At 57.0% G+C, this 13407-nt stretch carries 14 protein-coding genes and 1 pseudogene; 8 read left to right on the forward strand and 7 right to left on the reverse strand.

Annotated elements, in window-relative coordinates; genetic code table 11:
• Positions 1-21 precede the first annotated feature (21 nt).
• Entirely contained in the window at positions 22-1368 is a 1347-nt protein-coding gene (locus tag C7476_RS14220; protein WP_425373987.1) for a lysine N(6)-hydroxylase/L-ornithine N(5)-oxygenase family protein, read from the forward strand.
• On the opposite strand, the gene C7476_RS14225 is transcribed toward C7476_RS14220, so the two are convergent.
• The 5 genes and pseudogenes from C7476_RS14225 to C7476_RS14245 all read right to left on the reverse strand — a co-directional run.
• Positions 1365-2120, reverse strand: a complete 756-nt coding sequence (locus C7476_RS14225; RefSeq protein ID WP_114430567.1) for a 4'-phosphopantetheinyl transferase family protein — start codon at positions 2118-2120, stop codon at positions 1365-1367. The two genes, C7476_RS14220 and C7476_RS14225, sit on opposite strands and share 4 nt — an antisense overlap.
• Positions 2120-3007, reverse strand: coding sequence for an alpha/beta hydrolase (locus tag C7476_RS14230; protein WP_114430568.1), 888 nt, complete (start codon positions 3005-3007; stop codon positions 2120-2122). The genes C7476_RS14225 and C7476_RS14230 overlap by 1 nt, the downstream gene beginning before the upstream one ends.
• Positions 3008-3182: 175 nt before the next feature.
• On the reverse strand, positions 3183-3692 hold the full coding sequence (gene msrA, locus C7476_RS14235) for a peptide-methionine (S)-S-oxide reductase MsrA (RefSeq protein ID WP_114430569.1): 510 nt from the start codon (positions 3690-3692) through the stop codon (positions 3183-3185).
• 62 nt (positions 3693-3754) lie between these two features.
• The gene (locus C7476_RS14240) at positions 3755-3940 is read right to left on the reverse strand and encodes a hypothetical protein (RefSeq protein ID WP_114430570.1); all 186 of its coding nucleotides are present in this window, start codon (positions 3938-3940) and stop codon (positions 3755-3757) included.
• 68 nt (positions 3941-4008) lie between these two features.
• Positions 4009-5304 (reverse strand): annotated as a pseudogene (locus C7476_RS14245) (cytochrome c biogenesis protein DipZ); the annotation flags it as partial.
• A gap of 238 nt (positions 5305-5542) precedes the next feature.
• Here C7476_RS14245 and C7476_RS14250 point away from each other — a divergent pair.
• The 4 genes from C7476_RS14250 (at position 5543) to C7476_RS14265 (ending at position 9355) form a co-directional block, all read left to right on the forward strand.
• The gene (locus C7476_RS14250) at positions 5543-6283 is read left to right on the forward strand and encodes a response regulator (protein WP_114430571.1); all 741 of its coding nucleotides are present in this window, start codon (positions 5543-5545) and stop codon (positions 6281-6283) included.
• Entirely contained in the window at positions 6280-7626 is a 1347-nt protein-coding gene (locus C7476_RS14255) for an ATP-binding protein (RefSeq protein WP_114430572.1), read from the forward strand. Before C7476_RS14250 ends, C7476_RS14255 begins: the two co-directional genes overlap by 4 nt.
• Positions 7627-7794: 168 nt before the next feature.
• Positions 7795-8214, forward strand: coding sequence for an organic hydroperoxide resistance protein (locus tag C7476_RS14260; protein ID WP_114430573.1), 420 nt, complete (start codon positions 7795-7797; stop codon positions 8212-8214).
• Between the two features lie 88 nt (positions 8215-8302).
• Positions 8303-9355, forward strand: a complete 1053-nt coding sequence (locus tag C7476_RS14265) for an alpha/beta fold hydrolase (RefSeq protein ID WP_114430669.1) — start codon at positions 8303-8305, stop codon at positions 9353-9355.
• 40 nt (positions 9356-9395) lie between these two features.
• Here C7476_RS14265 and C7476_RS14270 read toward each other — a convergent pair whose 3' ends face one another.
• Positions 9396-10040 carry a CDP-alcohol phosphatidyltransferase family protein gene (locus tag C7476_RS14270; RefSeq protein ID WP_114430574.1) on the reverse strand — a complete coding sequence of 215 codons (645 nt, stop codon included), beginning with the start codon at positions 10038-10040 and terminating at the stop codon, positions 9396-9398.
• 61 nt (positions 10041-10101) lie between these two features.
• On the opposite strand from C7476_RS14270, the gene C7476_RS14275 reads away from it, so the two are divergent.
• The 3 genes from C7476_RS14275 (at position 10102) to C7476_RS14285 (ending at position 12032) form a co-directional block, all read left to right on the forward strand.
• Positions 10102-10734 carry a hypothetical protein gene (locus tag C7476_RS14275; RefSeq protein ID WP_342633342.1) on the forward strand — a complete coding sequence of 211 codons (633 nt, stop codon included), beginning with the start codon at positions 10102-10104 and terminating at the stop codon, positions 10732-10734.
• 77 nt (positions 10735-10811) lie between these two features.
• Positions 10812-11453 (forward strand): alpha/beta hydrolase family protein, encoded by a 642-nt coding sequence (locus tag C7476_RS14280; protein ID WP_114430576.1) that lies wholly within the window; start codon positions 10812-10814, stop codon positions 11451-11453.
• A gap of 216 nt (positions 11454-11669) precedes the next feature.
• A complete protein-coding gene (locus C7476_RS14285) occupies positions 11670-12032 on the forward strand; it encodes a DUF2147 domain-containing protein (protein ID WP_114430577.1) in 363 nt (120 codons plus the stop codon).
• 48 nt (positions 12033-12080) lie between these two features.
• Here the strand turns inward: C7476_RS14285 and C7476_RS14290 are convergent, their stop codons facing one another.
• A complete protein-coding gene (locus C7476_RS14290; protein WP_114430670.1) occupies positions 12081-13121 on the reverse strand; it encodes a glutamine synthetase beta-grasp domain-containing protein in 1041 nt (346 codons plus the stop codon).
• Positions 13122-13407 lie beyond the last annotated feature (286 nt).

Here is a 13407-nt window from a genome sequence, read left to right on the forward strand (position 1 = left end):
GCGTCACCGAAAGGAATTCTGATGACTGCGATGTTTGCAAGCAATGATCGAGCCAGTTCCGCAAGCGATACCCTGGATCTGGCCGGTATCGGTATCGGACCTTCAAATCTCAGCCTCGCATCGCTCCTCGATGGCGTCGGGAATGTCAGGGCGCATTTCTACGAGAGCCGCGCAAGTTTCGATTGGCACCCGGGCATGATGCTGCCGGATGTCGAACTGCAATCTTCCTATCTGAAAGACCTCGTCACGCCGGTCATGCCGACCAGCCCATGGTCGTTCATTTCCTACCTCGTCGCGCATAAGAGGCTCTATGCCTTCCTCAACGCCCAATACGATGCAGTGCCGCGTCGCGAGTTTGCCCGGTATCTCGAGTGGGTCGCTAGCCAGCTAAAGAGCCTCAGTTTCAACTCTACGGTCCGTGAGGTTAAATTCGACAGGGACAAATTTCTTGTCCAATTTGATAGCGGTGCGGTAACCGCCAGAAATCTTGTACTCGGTACTGGTACTACACCATCGGTACCGTCCTGGGCGACACCCTTCCTCGGTGAAAGATGTTTCCACAATTCGGAGGCAAGGCATCGCCTGCCTGGCCTCAATGCGTCGCGCATAGCAGTCATTGGCGGTGGACAGAGCGGCGGTGAAGTCGTGGAAGCGCTGCTGAACTCAAAATCGACCCTGAAGGAACTAAACTGGTTCAGCCGCCGGCATAATTTCGAGCCTATCAACGACACCGCGTTTTCCAATCAGGTCTTCTCGCCGGAATATGTCTACGCCTATCTCAATCTCAACAGCGACCAGAAGCTGGACGCACTGAAAGCTTCGATCCTGACGAGCGACGGGCTGTCTATTTCGACAATCAACGCCATTTACCGGAGGCTTTACAGCCTGCGCTATCTGGAAAACCGGAACATCGATGCAAAACTTTCGCCCAACCGCGACGTCATCCAGGTGGAAGGTGACAAGGATGGCTACCGCCTGATCGTACGCAATCGTTTCGATGGTGGCGTCGAGGTCGCCCATGCCGATGCAATTGTCCTGGCAACGGGATATCAATTCAAGCTTCCCGACGCATTTGCCGGTTTGGTGGACCGTATTCAGTTCGACCGCCACAATCGGCCCGTTCTGGACGACAGATACTGCCTCAACTGGAGCGGTCCAAAACAGAACCGGATCTTTGCGCAGAATGCCGGGCGGTACAGTCACGGGATTGCTGACTCCCAGCTGAGCCTCATGGCATGGCGCAGCGCGCATATCGTCAATTCGCTGTTGGGCCGGTCGCATTTCGATCTGGAGCCGCACGACTCGCAGGTGAACTGGCTGTCGAGCGGACACGACGCTTTGGGTCAGAACATCGCCGTCGACTATTAGTCCAACTCGCGTTGATGAAAGAGCAATTCCTCTTTTTGCGATTGTGCTGAAACAGCAATCAAACGACTGGACGGTGCGAGAAAAAGGCGGTGATGCCATAAGGCGTCATCGCCGCTCGGCACCTTATCCATGCGAATAGCGTTCGTTCCGCGATCCAGCCGGATGTTCAGTTGTTCCGGTGCGACAGTCAGGCCGGTGCCCCTCGCCTTGAGGTAACTCTCCTTCAAGGTCCAATAGCTCAGAAGCCGCGATTGACGCGCCGGACCGCGCAGCACCGAGAGCATCTCGGACTCTGCCGCCGAGCAAAACAATGAAGATGTCTCGGGTTCAATTACCGTCGTGAGCGCTTCGACGTCGATACCCAGTGCCACGGCGTCCCGGCTGATCGCGAACGCCGCGAACCCTTCCGCGTTGGACAGGTTGAAGGCAATTGCGTCGGACTGCCCGGCAAGAGCTGGTTTGCCGTGCAATCCGGAGACGATGTTCAGATCGGCCATCGGCACGGCCGTATAAAGCGAGAGGACCGATCGCTGCAAGTAGCGCCCGGCCATGAAGGCTCGGGCGTCTTTCTCGAAATGGAAGTTCGCAGCTCGCGCCCGATCGTCGGGGACCAGTGCGACGCTTACTCGGCTCCAGTCCGTATCGGGCGAATAGGCCCACCACCAGATATCAACGTCCGGTCCCACTTGATCGACGTGCGGGATTGGAACACCTGGCAAGTCCGACAGGGGATCGCACGGCAGCGTCATCATCACAGTGTTCTGACGGCGAATGCATTCTGGATCGCACGATTGACGGCAACCGGCAGCAATGACATGTGATTCTCACCGGGATGGATTTCAAATTCCGCCCGTATTGGCTGGCCTGGCAGGCTGTTCAGCCGCTCCATCAGTTCCATGGCATTCACATCGTTCAGCGTGACTTTCTTCTGCTCGAGCCTCTCCGCCTCGTCGGCCGCACCAAGCTGAAACGGCGCCAGTTTGTCGGTTTCATACTCACCGCAAGAGAGGAACAGCCGTGCGTTCTCACGCGTCTGAGGCGCGGCAGCGAATGACGGATAGAATTGATCGATGACACGGTCTTCCCAATAGATCGATGGACTGGCTGCAATCCAGGCCGTAAAGGCCGAGGGCCGAGTAAAGAGGCTGTAGAGCACGAAGAGGCCGCCAAAGGAATGGCCGAAGAGCGCCTGGCGGCTCTGGTCAATCGGATGCGTTGCCTCGACGATCGGCTTTATCTGTTCCTCGATAAACCCCAGGAATTCTTCGGCGCCGCCGGTTTTCACTTCCGGACTATTTTCGAAGAATGGCGGATAGGTCTGACCGGGCGGCGGGCTAAGATCCCAGGAGCGGCGCAGGGGATCGTATGCAGCGTCGAGCGGATAGCCGATGGTCACGACGACTCCGTATCCGACATTGGTACCGCTCGGATAGCTCGCCTGCGCCCGCATGACATCGACTGCCGTGCCGATCACCGCATTGCCGTCCGTCATGTAAAGCACCGGCCAGCCCTGCTCAGGTGCATCGCCGGGCGGAGAATAGACAAATATCCGGTAGACCGCGCCGTTTCGATCGGAAATCACATCGTGACATGTTGTGTGTCCGACCAGGGCGGGCGATGAATTCGGAAATGTTTGCATAGATCCATCGCTATGGGATTTCAGTGCAGGTTCGCTCTGGTGGAGCAGCCCTTGCCGTGTGATTATAAAACATGACTAACCTAGTCAATATTAATTTCATCGTCGAAGCGTCGAGACATACGCAAAAATAAAAGGCCGGTGCGAACACCGGCCTCTGTTTGTTGGTCGTCGTGGTTCAAGCTATCTTCTCTCGAACCGGGAGTTTCCAGCCAGGCCGGATGAAGTGGCACGTATAGCCATTTGGAATGCGCTCGAGATAATCCTGATGCTCGGGCTCGGCTTCCCAGAAATCTCCGGCAGGCGCAACTTCAGTCACCACCTTGGCAGGCCACAGGCCGGAGGCGTCGACATCCTCAATGGTGTCTTTTGCAATCCGCTCCTGCTCTTCGGACGTATAGAAGATCGCCGAACGATAGCTCAGTCCAACGTCGTTGCCTTGGCGGTTACGCGTGCTTGGATCGTGGATCTGAAAGAAGAACTCGAGAATTTGCCGATAGCCGATCCGGTCGGGATCGAAGACGATCTCGATGGCCTCCGCATGGGTTCCATGGTTACGGTAGGTCGCATTCGTCACGTCACCGCCGGAGTAGCCGACACGTGTAGAGATCACACCGTCGTAGCGCCGGAAGAGGTCTTGCATCCCCCAGAAACAGCCGCCAGCCAGCACTGCCCGTCCTTGTGTCATTGGATGTCCTCCATTCTTTGTGATGGAATTTGCAGCACCTTATGCCCTTGAGGCACACTCTGTCACTGCATTGTTTCGCTAGAGATGTCGGGATTGCGGCTTGAGAAGTCAATCCCGGGTGCCGCGAGTTGGGGCTCGCCTTGCGCGATGAATGCAGCCAGAGGCGACGGTTCCCGAGGGTCGGTGTCATACACGCATGGCGAGATCAGCACTGCCACGCCGATCAGGGATAAAATGGCAAATCGCATGATATGTCTCCTTCAAAGTTTAGCCTCGGGCCTGGCGCCCGAGGCATTGCCATCTTCGGTCAGCCCTGCTTTGCAGTCGGAGCCGGCACAGTCTTGGCCGCCTGTTGGCCTTTCGCCTCAGCCAGCAGATCCTGAATGACCTTCTCGGACTCCTCATAGTCGCCTTCGCCGAAATGGTGGTACCTGATCTGGCCCTTGGCATCGATGAAGTAGTGGGCTGGCCAATAGCTGTTGTCGAACGCTTTCCAGATGGCAAAATTGTTGTCGATCGCAACCGGATAGCCGATCTTGAATTCGCCTATGGCCTTTTTGACATTTTCAATCTTGCGTTCGAAGGCGAATTCCGGCGCGTGCACGCCAATCACAACCAAGCCCTGATCCTTGTACTTTTCAGCCCAGGCCCGAACATAGGGCACGGTGTGTATGCAGTTGATACAAGCGAACGTCCAGAAATCGACCAGCACGACCTTGCCGCGAAGCTGCTCTGTCGTGAGCGGTGGCGAGTTCAGCCACTCGACAGCTCCATCGAGTGAAGGAAACTGTCCCTCGACCGGCAGATCGCTGCGGAATGCTTCGCTGGCGTTGAGCGCAAGCTGAGGACCGTAAGTTGTGATCGCTGCAGTAGCTGATGCTGGCTTCTTGGTGTGCAATCCATCGAGCAGCGCCTGTTCGATCTTGGTCGTCCCGACGGTTGAAAGCCGCGCAAGCAAACCCGTATCGGCGCCAAGGCCAATGGCGACCACACCCGCAAGTACGGCGATACCGAGACCGCGGCGCACCCACTCACCCGCACCCAGGGATTGTTTCATGGCCGTGAACACACGGCCGCCGATGAGCAGGGCCAAGCCCAGCGAAGTTGCTGCACCTGCCGAATAAGCAAGCAGAAGCAAGGTCGTCTGAACGTTGGCTCCCTGAAGCGCGGCTCCCGTCAAAACCAGACCCAGAATCGGTCCTGCGCAAGGCGCCCAGAGCAAACCGGTTGCAATACCGAGAACCAGCGAACTGCCGGCTGTGGGCACCGTACCTGGTCCACCCGTCGCGTTCAAAAGCCTGTTGGCAAATGCAACGACGGGCCGCGTCAGGATGGTTGCAAGCTGCGGCGAGACAAGCGTCAAGCCGAAGATCGCGAGCAGCCCGATTGCAGCGTAGCGGCCATATTCATTGGCGTGAACCGCCCAGCTGCCGCCGACCGCCGCCAGCGTCGCAACCAGAGCAAAAGTGATCGCCATGCCTGCGAGCATCGGCAGTGTGCTTTTAACGAACGGCTGTTCTGCGCGCGCGAAAACGAATGGCAGGACGGGCAGGATGCACGGGCTGAGGATTGTCAGCACGCCTGCAAGGTAAGCAATAACCGGTAGGGTCATCATCGTATCCTTTGGATAGTTAAAGGAGCGCCGAAGCGCAGCGGCCGAAGTTCAACCGTTGCGGGGGACAAGACGCCTGCGACGTATCCCGCATGTGTCTCAACCAGCCAAAATTGTGGACCAATGTATCCAGGCGCAACGCGGATACATTGGCTTACAATTTTTCCAAAAGGCCCTCGCCCGTGCGCGAAAAATGCCTGCTAAAGTAGTGCGATCAATAAACGGAAGGCATTGCGCGATGGATCACATCGACCACATTCTGATCGTCGATGACGATCGCGAGATCAGGGAACTTGTTTCGGGTTACCTCAAGAAGAATGGCCTGCGCGTCACCGTGGCCGCAGACGGTCGGCACATGCGATCATTTCTTGAGACTGACTCCGTCGATCTCATCGTTCTCGATATAATGATGCCCGGTGATGATGGTCTGGTCCTGTGCCGCGAACTTCGCGCGGGCAAGCACAAGGCGACGCCAATCCTTATGCTGACGGCCCGAACTGACGAAACCGACCGCATCGTCGGACTGGAAATGGGCGCAGATGACTATCTGGCAAAACCCTTTTCCGCCCGGGAGCTGCTGGCCCGCATCAAGGCAATCCTGCGCCGCACGCGTATGCTCCCGCCCAATCTCCAGATAACCGAGGTCGGCCAGCTTCTGACCTTTGGCGATTGGCAACTCGACACCACCGGCCGGCATCTGCTTGACCGGGAGGGAACGGCAATAGCGCTCAGCGGTGCTGAATACCGCCTGCTTCGCGTGTTTGTCGATCATCCGCAGCGCGTGCTCAATCGGGATCAACTGTTGAACCTCACCCAAGGGCGCGAGGCCGAACTGTTCGACCGGTCTATCGACCTTCTGGTAAGCCGGCTTCGCCAGCGCCTTGGTGATGATGCGCGCGAACCTGCCTACATCAAGACCGTTCGCAGCGAGGGCTACGTCCTCGCAATGCCGGTCGAGATTTCCGAGGTTCGCCAATGAGCATCGGTGCCGTGCTTCGGCCGTTGCGGTTATGGCCGCGCACTCTGGGATCGAGGCTTTTCCTGATCCTGCTGGCTGGTTTGCTGCTCGCACAAGGACTCACCTTCAGCGTCCAGTTTATCGAACGATACATGGCCGCCAAGGCGGTGATGCTCAATACGCTTGAGAACGATGTCGCGACATCGGTCGCTATTTTCGATCGCCTGCCGGCGTCCGAGCGAGCGGATTGGCTTCAGCGCCTTAACCGGGGAACCTATCGATTTGAGTTGGGCACCGGACTTCCCGGCATCGACACCCTGACCGAACAGGGTGCCGGTATCGCGGCGAAGATCAGGCAAGCCGTCGATCAGCGCTTCCCGATAAGATTCCAGTCGATCCCGGGCGATGGCAAACGCCTGCAGGCTCATCTGACCTTGAGTGACGGAAATCCGCTGACAATCGATGTGAATCCGGCACCCATCATGCCGCTGGCGCAGTGGCTGCCATATGTTCTCATCGCGCAGCTGCTTCTCCTCATTCTTTGCGCATGGCTTGCCGTTCGGCTGGCGATCCGCCCGCTCGTAAATCTTGCAAATGCAGCTGACGCGCTCGATCCGAACAAGAAAACGCCGCGGTTGAGCGAGACGGGACCGAGCGAGGTCGCCTATGCCGCAACGGCATTCAACGCCATGCGAGATCGGATCGCGCACTACCTTGAAGAGCGCGTACAGATCCTTGCGGCTATCTCGCACGATCTTCAAACGCCGATAACCCGCATGAAGCTTCGTGCGGAGTTTGCCGAAGAGTCCGTTGAAAAGGACAAACTGGTTCAGGATCTGGCCGAGATAGAGCGCTTGGTCCACGAAGGCGTTGCCTATGCGCGCAGTGCCCATGGAAATACAGAAAAAGCCTCCCGTCTGGACATGGACTCTTTCATGGAAAGTCTTGTCTATGACTATCAGGATACCGGCAAGACCGTGACATTGAGCGGAAAGATCGAAACTGCAATCGTTACCCGGCCGCACGCCCTGCGCCGCATCTTTACCAACCTGATCGACAATGCCCTGAAATTCGGCGGAGGCGCCGAAGTTTCTCTTGAGAAAGACCCTCAAGGTACAGTCATCATCAAAGTGCTCGATCGTGGCCCGGGCATTCCGGAGGATCAACTCAAGGCAGTCCTCCAGCCATTCTTCAGGCTGGAACAGTCGCGGAATAGAGGAACCGGCGGCACAGGGCTGGGATTGGCAATCGCACAGGAACTGACGCTCGCCATTGACGGGATGCTTAACCTGGCAAACAGACCCGGTGGAGGTCTTTCCGCCGAGATAACATTGCCTCAAAAGCCGGTAAACTCATCGCAATAGTTGGACCGCTCATTTGTATCTCAATGTACCGGCCTTGCTTCCTTACACAATTCGTTTCAATTCCCGCCAACCCTGACACATGCGGGATACGTCTCTAGCGCCTTATGCGGGCAATGACTGGCTGCAGTCATTGCTTGAAGCAAATCAACCGTTCAAAGGACCAATACAATGACCCAAGTCGAAAAAGTGCTCTACACAGCCAGAACCCACACCACCGGCGGCCGCGACGGTGGCTCTGGCCGCAGCGATGACGGCCATCTCGACGTCAAATTCTCGACACCCGGCACCGCAGGCAGTGGCACCAATCCGGAACAGATGTTTGCAGCCGGCTGGTCGGCGTGTTTCATCGGCGCCATGGGCCTTGCAGCACGCAAGATGAAGGTAGCCATGCCGGCAGACACTGCCGTCGATGCCGAAGTGGACTTGTGCAATGTCGACGGCGCCTATTTCCTTCAGGCCCGACTCAACGTCAGCCTCCCAGGTCTTGAGCGTGACGTTGCGCAGGCGATCGTCGACGGTGCACACCAGACATGCCCCTACTCCAAAGCCACACGCGGCAACGTCGACGTAGTGCTCAACGTCGTCTAGAAAGCGCAAAGGGCCTGCCCGCGCTGAACAGACAGGCCATCCTGCTACCCATCAGTCTGCATCAACTTCAGCAATGGATACGATGAAAATGTCGCAAGAAATAGACCATCGCCGCCGGGGGCTTCTCGGCATAGCGGCCGCAACTATTGCTGCCGCACCACTCATTCAGCTCACCGGGGCGAACGCGCAGACGGGCACGACGAAAGCGGCGGCGCTGCCCACCATCAAGCCGGGGACGAATACCTCCTTGGGTCCCATCAAGCAGATCGACGCCGGCGTCCTCAACGTCGGATATGCCGAAGCAGGCCCTGCCGATGGCTACCCGGTTATTCTTCTGCACGGATGGCCGTATGATATCTATAGCTTTGCCGACGTCGCTCCTTTGCTTGCCGGCGCAGGCTACCGCGTGATCATGCCGTTTCTGCGCGGCTACGGCACCACGAAATTCCTTTCGGGCGATACGGTCCGAAATGGCCAGCAGGCCGTTGTTGCTGTCGACATCATTGCGTTGATGGATGCACTGAAGATACAGAAGGCAATCATTGCCGGCTTTGACTGGGGTGCACGCACTGCCAACGTTATTGCGGCCCTTTGGCCCGAGCGCTGCAAAGCTCTGGTCTCGGTAAGCGGCTATCTGATCGGCAGCCAGGAGGCGAACAACAAACCGTTGCCACCGAAGGCCGAGCTCGCCTGGTGGTACCAGTACTACTTTGCAACCGAACGCGGCCGCCAAGGCTACGATAGCAACCGGCACGATTTCTCCAAGCTCATCTGGCAGCTCGCATCGCCGAAATGGAACTTCGACGATGCAACGTTTGACCGGTCGGCCGAAGCGTTCAACAACCCGGATCATGTCGCCATCGTCATCCATAACTATCGCTGGCGCTTGAGCCTCGTGGAAGGTGAGCCGCAATATGACGATCTGGAAAAAAGGCTGGCGAAATTCCCGGTGATTACAGTCCCCACAATAACACTTGAAGGTGACGCCAACGGCGCGCCGCACCCGGATCCTGCGGCGTACCGCAGCAAGTTCTCAGGGAAATACGAGCATCGGACAAGTAGCGGCGGTATTGGCCACAATCTGCCACAGGAAGCACCGCGCGACTTCGCTCAAGCCGTCCTTGACGTCGATACCTTTTAAGAAATACTGCGGACTCGCCCAGGCGGGTCCGCAGCATCATTCACTCGGGGCCAGAACGGCCTGCTAATACGCGGGAAATGCTGATTGTTCGCGTGACGCAGGTCACGAGACTGCCAATCGTTATGATGGCCAATGCCACAAGCAGTGACCAGTGGCTCCCGACGAGCCACGTTTCGACGCACTGGACAACGAGACCCGCGGTGAGCACTGCCATGCGGCGCTGTTTCGCCATGATGCCGCTGAAGTCCTGAGCCAATCCCAACGATCCGCCGAAAACCCTGATGTAGGCGGTCAGGGCGGCGAGCAGCGCGCATAGCCACCCAAGCCAGGGGTAGCCCACGGCATATCCAACCGGAACAAGAAACAGCGTATCGCAGATCCTATCCGGAAATTCGTTGTAGAGAGGCCCGCCCGGTGTTTTCTTGCCGCCTTCGATCGCGACCATTCCGTCGAGAAGGTTGCAGATCAGTCTCATCTGCACGCAGGCAGCGGCGCAAAACCAAGTGATCGGATGAATCGTAAACGCGATGAGCGCGCCCCCGATGACCGCAAACACTATCGACAGCAGCGAAATGCTGTTGGCAGTGACGCCCGCTTGCGCCAGATACTTGCTGAGCCTGATGGCCCAGGGAGACGACCGGCTGGAAATCGGGCGGCGCGCGACTTCCTCCTGCAGTTTACTCATTCACTTCCCCCATCTGGCGACCACCCTGGCCGAGATTGCCCTTCTGCAATCGAAATTGAAAGTGGATGCCGGTATTTTTACTGCGCCAATGCGTTGCCGGTTGTACAGTATGCCGATCCTGGGCCGTTTCATTAAGCGGAACCCGCGTTCGAGATGTGCGTTGCACATTGCTCAAGCTTTGAAAGATACCGCCATGATGCAGATTCTTGCGGGACTGATTTTGGCTTTTGCAGTGGTGGGGGCTGCACGTGCCGACGAAGCGGCGTTTCTTCAATCCCTCGAAGGCAAGTGGGAGGGCAATGGCGCGGTACGCATACGCACGAATCTACCGTCGATGACGGTTTCCTGCACCTTCGACTCGGCGACCACGCCTTCGTCATTGGCGCTGGAGGGCCGTTGCACCGGCCTGATGGTCATGTCCCGCGCTGTTGCCGTCAACCTGACATCGAGCGGCGGCAGATACACCGGCTCCTACACCGGATCAGCCACCGGCGTAGCTCGCCTCTCTGGGACAAGGCGCGGAAACGCAATTAACCTAGGTATTCTCTGGGCCAAAAACGTCAATGGCGACCGCAAAGCACAGATAACCATGCGGAAAGTCGGCAATAACGGTATGGTGTTGACGACGACCGACATGGATCCTCGATCACGCACATCCGTTGTCACCAGTGAAATAAATCTCGTGCGCAATTAGCCGGGCGAAATATTCTCCATTCCACGACTGCAGCGTACCGTGTCACAATAATCGCGGGTCAAAAACGGCAGGCTGAAATGCACGATAAATTTCTGTTCGACGGACCGGACGATGCGCCAGTCACCATTCTACTTGCCCATGGTGCAGGAGCACCGATGGATTCAACTTCGATGGAAGCTGCGGCCAAGGCCCTTGCCGCGGCGGGCTTTCGCGTTGCGCGTTTCGAGTTCGGCTATATGGCGTCCCGTCGCACGTCAGGGATACGCAAACCTCCGCCCCGGGCCGAAAAACTCAACCCGGAATACGTTGCGGCCGTTGACGAACTTGGAGCAACAGGTCCGCTGATCATCGGTGGCAAGTCGATGGGTGGACGGGTCGCCAGCATGATCGCCGACGATCTCCATTCTGCCGGAAAAGTTGCCGGTCTCCTCTGTCTCGGCTATCCGTTTCATCCGCCGGGCAAGCCGGACCAACTTCGTACGAAGCATCTCGCCGGGCTGATGACGCCTGCGTTGATCTGCCAGGGCACTCGCGACGAGTTCGGCACGCGAGAGGAAGTTTCGGATTACGCACTCTCGCGCAAGATCGAACTTCGCTGGCTGGAGGACGGCGACCACGATCTCAAGCCTCGCAAGAGCGTATCCGGCTTCACAGCCGCCGATCATTTAAGGACTCTGGCCTCAGCGGTTACAGAGTGGACGGGCCGCCTGGCGCTGTGATGGCGCTTGTCATACGAGCCGCTCCGGATTCACCCTTGATCATTAGTCACGAAACTTGCTTTGTCCCTATTCCTGTCCAATTCCTGCTGTATTGACTGCCGCAAACTGTAGCCATCCGCGCAAAGAGCGCAGAGATTTTCAACCCATCATGTAACACGGAGCCACGATTTGTTTGGTACTCAGAAAGCTATTATCACTCTTGTTTTAGCAGGCAGCATGACGACTGCGGCAATGGCGCAGGAACCAAAGATTGTTGGAACCTATGTCAACGAGTCTGGCGGCACGAAGGTCCGGTTAAGCGAGTGTAACGCCGGCGTTTGCGGCACGATCGTATGGATGAAAAACCCGGTCAACGACGTCAACAATCCCGATGCCTCCAAACACGACCGTCCGGTGGTGGGTCTTCAGGCAGTCACGCTGAAATCAAACGGGTCTGGAGCATATACGGGCTCTCTTTACGATACCGAGAGCGGCAAGACCTATGCGGGCAAGGCAAAATTTTCCGATCAGAGCGTTCAACTCTCCGGTTGCGTGCTTGGCGGCCTCCTGTGCAAAACCCAGACCTGGCGACGCGAATAGGTGACAGGTGCGGCAAAGACGAATGGTCCTTGCCGCACTTTGCGTCCTTTAGGCAGCGACCGAGATGTCGCTTTCGAGAGGAACGGATGCGATGGTCTTGAGAATTTGCGAAGCGATCTGATAGGGGTCGCCCTGTGAGTTCGGGCGACGGTCCTCGAGATACCCGCGGTAGCCATTGTTTACGAAGCTATGCGGTACGCGGATCGATGCGCCGCGATCGGCCACGCCGTAGCTGAATGTATGAATGGACTGCGTTTCGTGCTTGCCGGTCAGGCGCAGATGATTGTCGGGGCCATAGACGGCGATGTGATCGGCGGTTGCACTCTGGAAGGCACTCATCAACTGCTCGAAATACTCTTTGCCGCCGATTTCCCGCATATATTGTGTGGAGAAATTGGCGTGCATGCCCGAACCATTCCAATCGGTATCGCCGAGCGGCTTGCAATGATATTCAACGTCGATGCCATACTTTTCGGTCAAACGCTGCAGTAGATAGCGCGCGAGCCAGATCTCGTCGGCAGCCTTTCTGGAGCCCTTTCCAAAAATCTGGAACTCCCACTGGCCTTTAGCCACTTCGGCATTGATGCCTTCGTGGTTGAGTCCTGCTGCGAGGCACACGTCGAGATGTTCTTCGACGATCTTGCGGGCAATATCGCCAACGCTGCTATAGCCAACGCCGGTATAATACGGGCCCTGCGGAGCAGGATATCCAGCTTCCGGGAAGCCGAGAGGACGGCCATTTTTGAAGAAGAAGTATTCCTGTTCGAATCCGAACCATGCATTTTCGTCATCGAGGATCGATGCGCGCTTGTTCGAAGGATGCGGCGTAACGCCATCCGGCATCATGACTTCGCACATGACAAGAGCACCGTTCTTGCGCTCGCTATCAGGATAGATGGCCACTGGCTTCAACACGCAATCCGAGCTTCTGCCTTCAGCTTGCATCGTGGAGCTGCCGTCGAATCCCCACATCGGCAGATCCTCAAGTGCAGGAAAACTGTCAAACTCCTTGACCTGCGTCTTGCCGCGAAGATTCGGCACCGGCGTGTATCCATCCAGCCAAATATACTCGAGCTTGTATTTTGTCATTTTTTTACCTTCCTTGTCTGAAGGCGTAGCGATCCAGGATATTCCGATGATCGAGTAACGCCAGCTTGCACCATGAGAACAAGAAGCACGTTCCATGCCAATTGGTCTGGCCGTCTCGAATTTCTTCAAAAGTTGCAGCGTCCAGAGGGCCAATCGTCAAAATAAGAACGATTCATGACAGGCGGGCAAACGCAGATATCCTCCCTTCTTGCGTGTGATCGAGACGTTAGCCAGTGAAACGACAACGAGTTCGGAAAAAGCGCCTCGGATTTCGGCGCAGGGTGAA

Source organism: Phyllobacterium bourgognense (genome assembly GCF_003337575.1).
Taxonomy (GTDB): Bacteria; Pseudomonadota; Alphaproteobacteria; order Rhizobiales; family Rhizobiaceae; genus Phyllobacterium; species Phyllobacterium bourgognense.

Coding starts and splice junctions, on each gene's coding strand:
- C7476_RS14240 (WP_114430570.1), bottom strand. CDS start 3,940: ATGCGATTTGCCATTTTATCCCTGATCGGCGTGGCAGTGCTGATCTCG.
- C7476_RS14265 (WP_114430669.1), top strand. CDS start 8,303: ATGTCGCAAGAAATAGACCATCGCCGCCGGGGGCTTCTCGGCATAGCG.
- msrA (WP_114430569.1), bottom strand. CDS start 3,692: ATGACACAAGGACGGGCAGTGCTGGCTGGCGGCTGTTTCTGGGGGATG.
- C7476_RS14225 (WP_114430567.1), bottom strand. CDS start 2,120: ATGATGACGCTGCCGTGCGATCCCCTGTCGGACTTGCCAGGTGTTCCA.
- C7476_RS14230 (WP_114430568.1), bottom strand. CDS start 3,007: ATGCAAACATTTCCGAATTCATCGCCCGCCCTGGTCGGACACACAACA.
- C7476_RS14290 (WP_114430670.1), bottom strand. CDS start 13,121: ATGACAAAATACAAGCTCGAGTATATTTGGCTGGATGGATACACGCCG.
- C7476_RS14285 (WP_114430577.1), top strand. CDS start 11,670: ATGACGACTGCGGCAATGGCGCAGGAACCAAAGATTGTTGGAACCTAT.
- C7476_RS14220 (WP_425373987.1), top strand. CDS start 22: ATGACTGCGATGTTTGCAAGCAATGATCGAGCCAGTTCCGCAAGCGAT.
- C7476_RS14255 (WP_114430572.1), top strand. CDS start 6,280: ATGAGCATCGGTGCCGTGCTTCGGCCGTTGCGGTTATGGCCGCGCACT.
- C7476_RS14280 (WP_114430576.1), top strand. CDS start 10,812: ATGCACGATAAATTTCTGTTCGACGGACCGGACGATGCGCCAGTCACC.
- C7476_RS14260 (WP_114430573.1), top strand. CDS start 7,795: ATGACCCAAGTCGAAAAAGTGCTCTACACAGCCAGAACCCACACCACC.
- C7476_RS14250 (WP_114430571.1), top strand. CDS start 5,543: ATGGATCACATCGACCACATTCTGATCGTCGATGACGATCGCGAGATC.
- C7476_RS14270 (WP_114430574.1), bottom strand. CDS start 10,040: ATGAGTAAACTGCAGGAGGAAGTCGCGCGCCGCCCGATTTCCAGCCGG.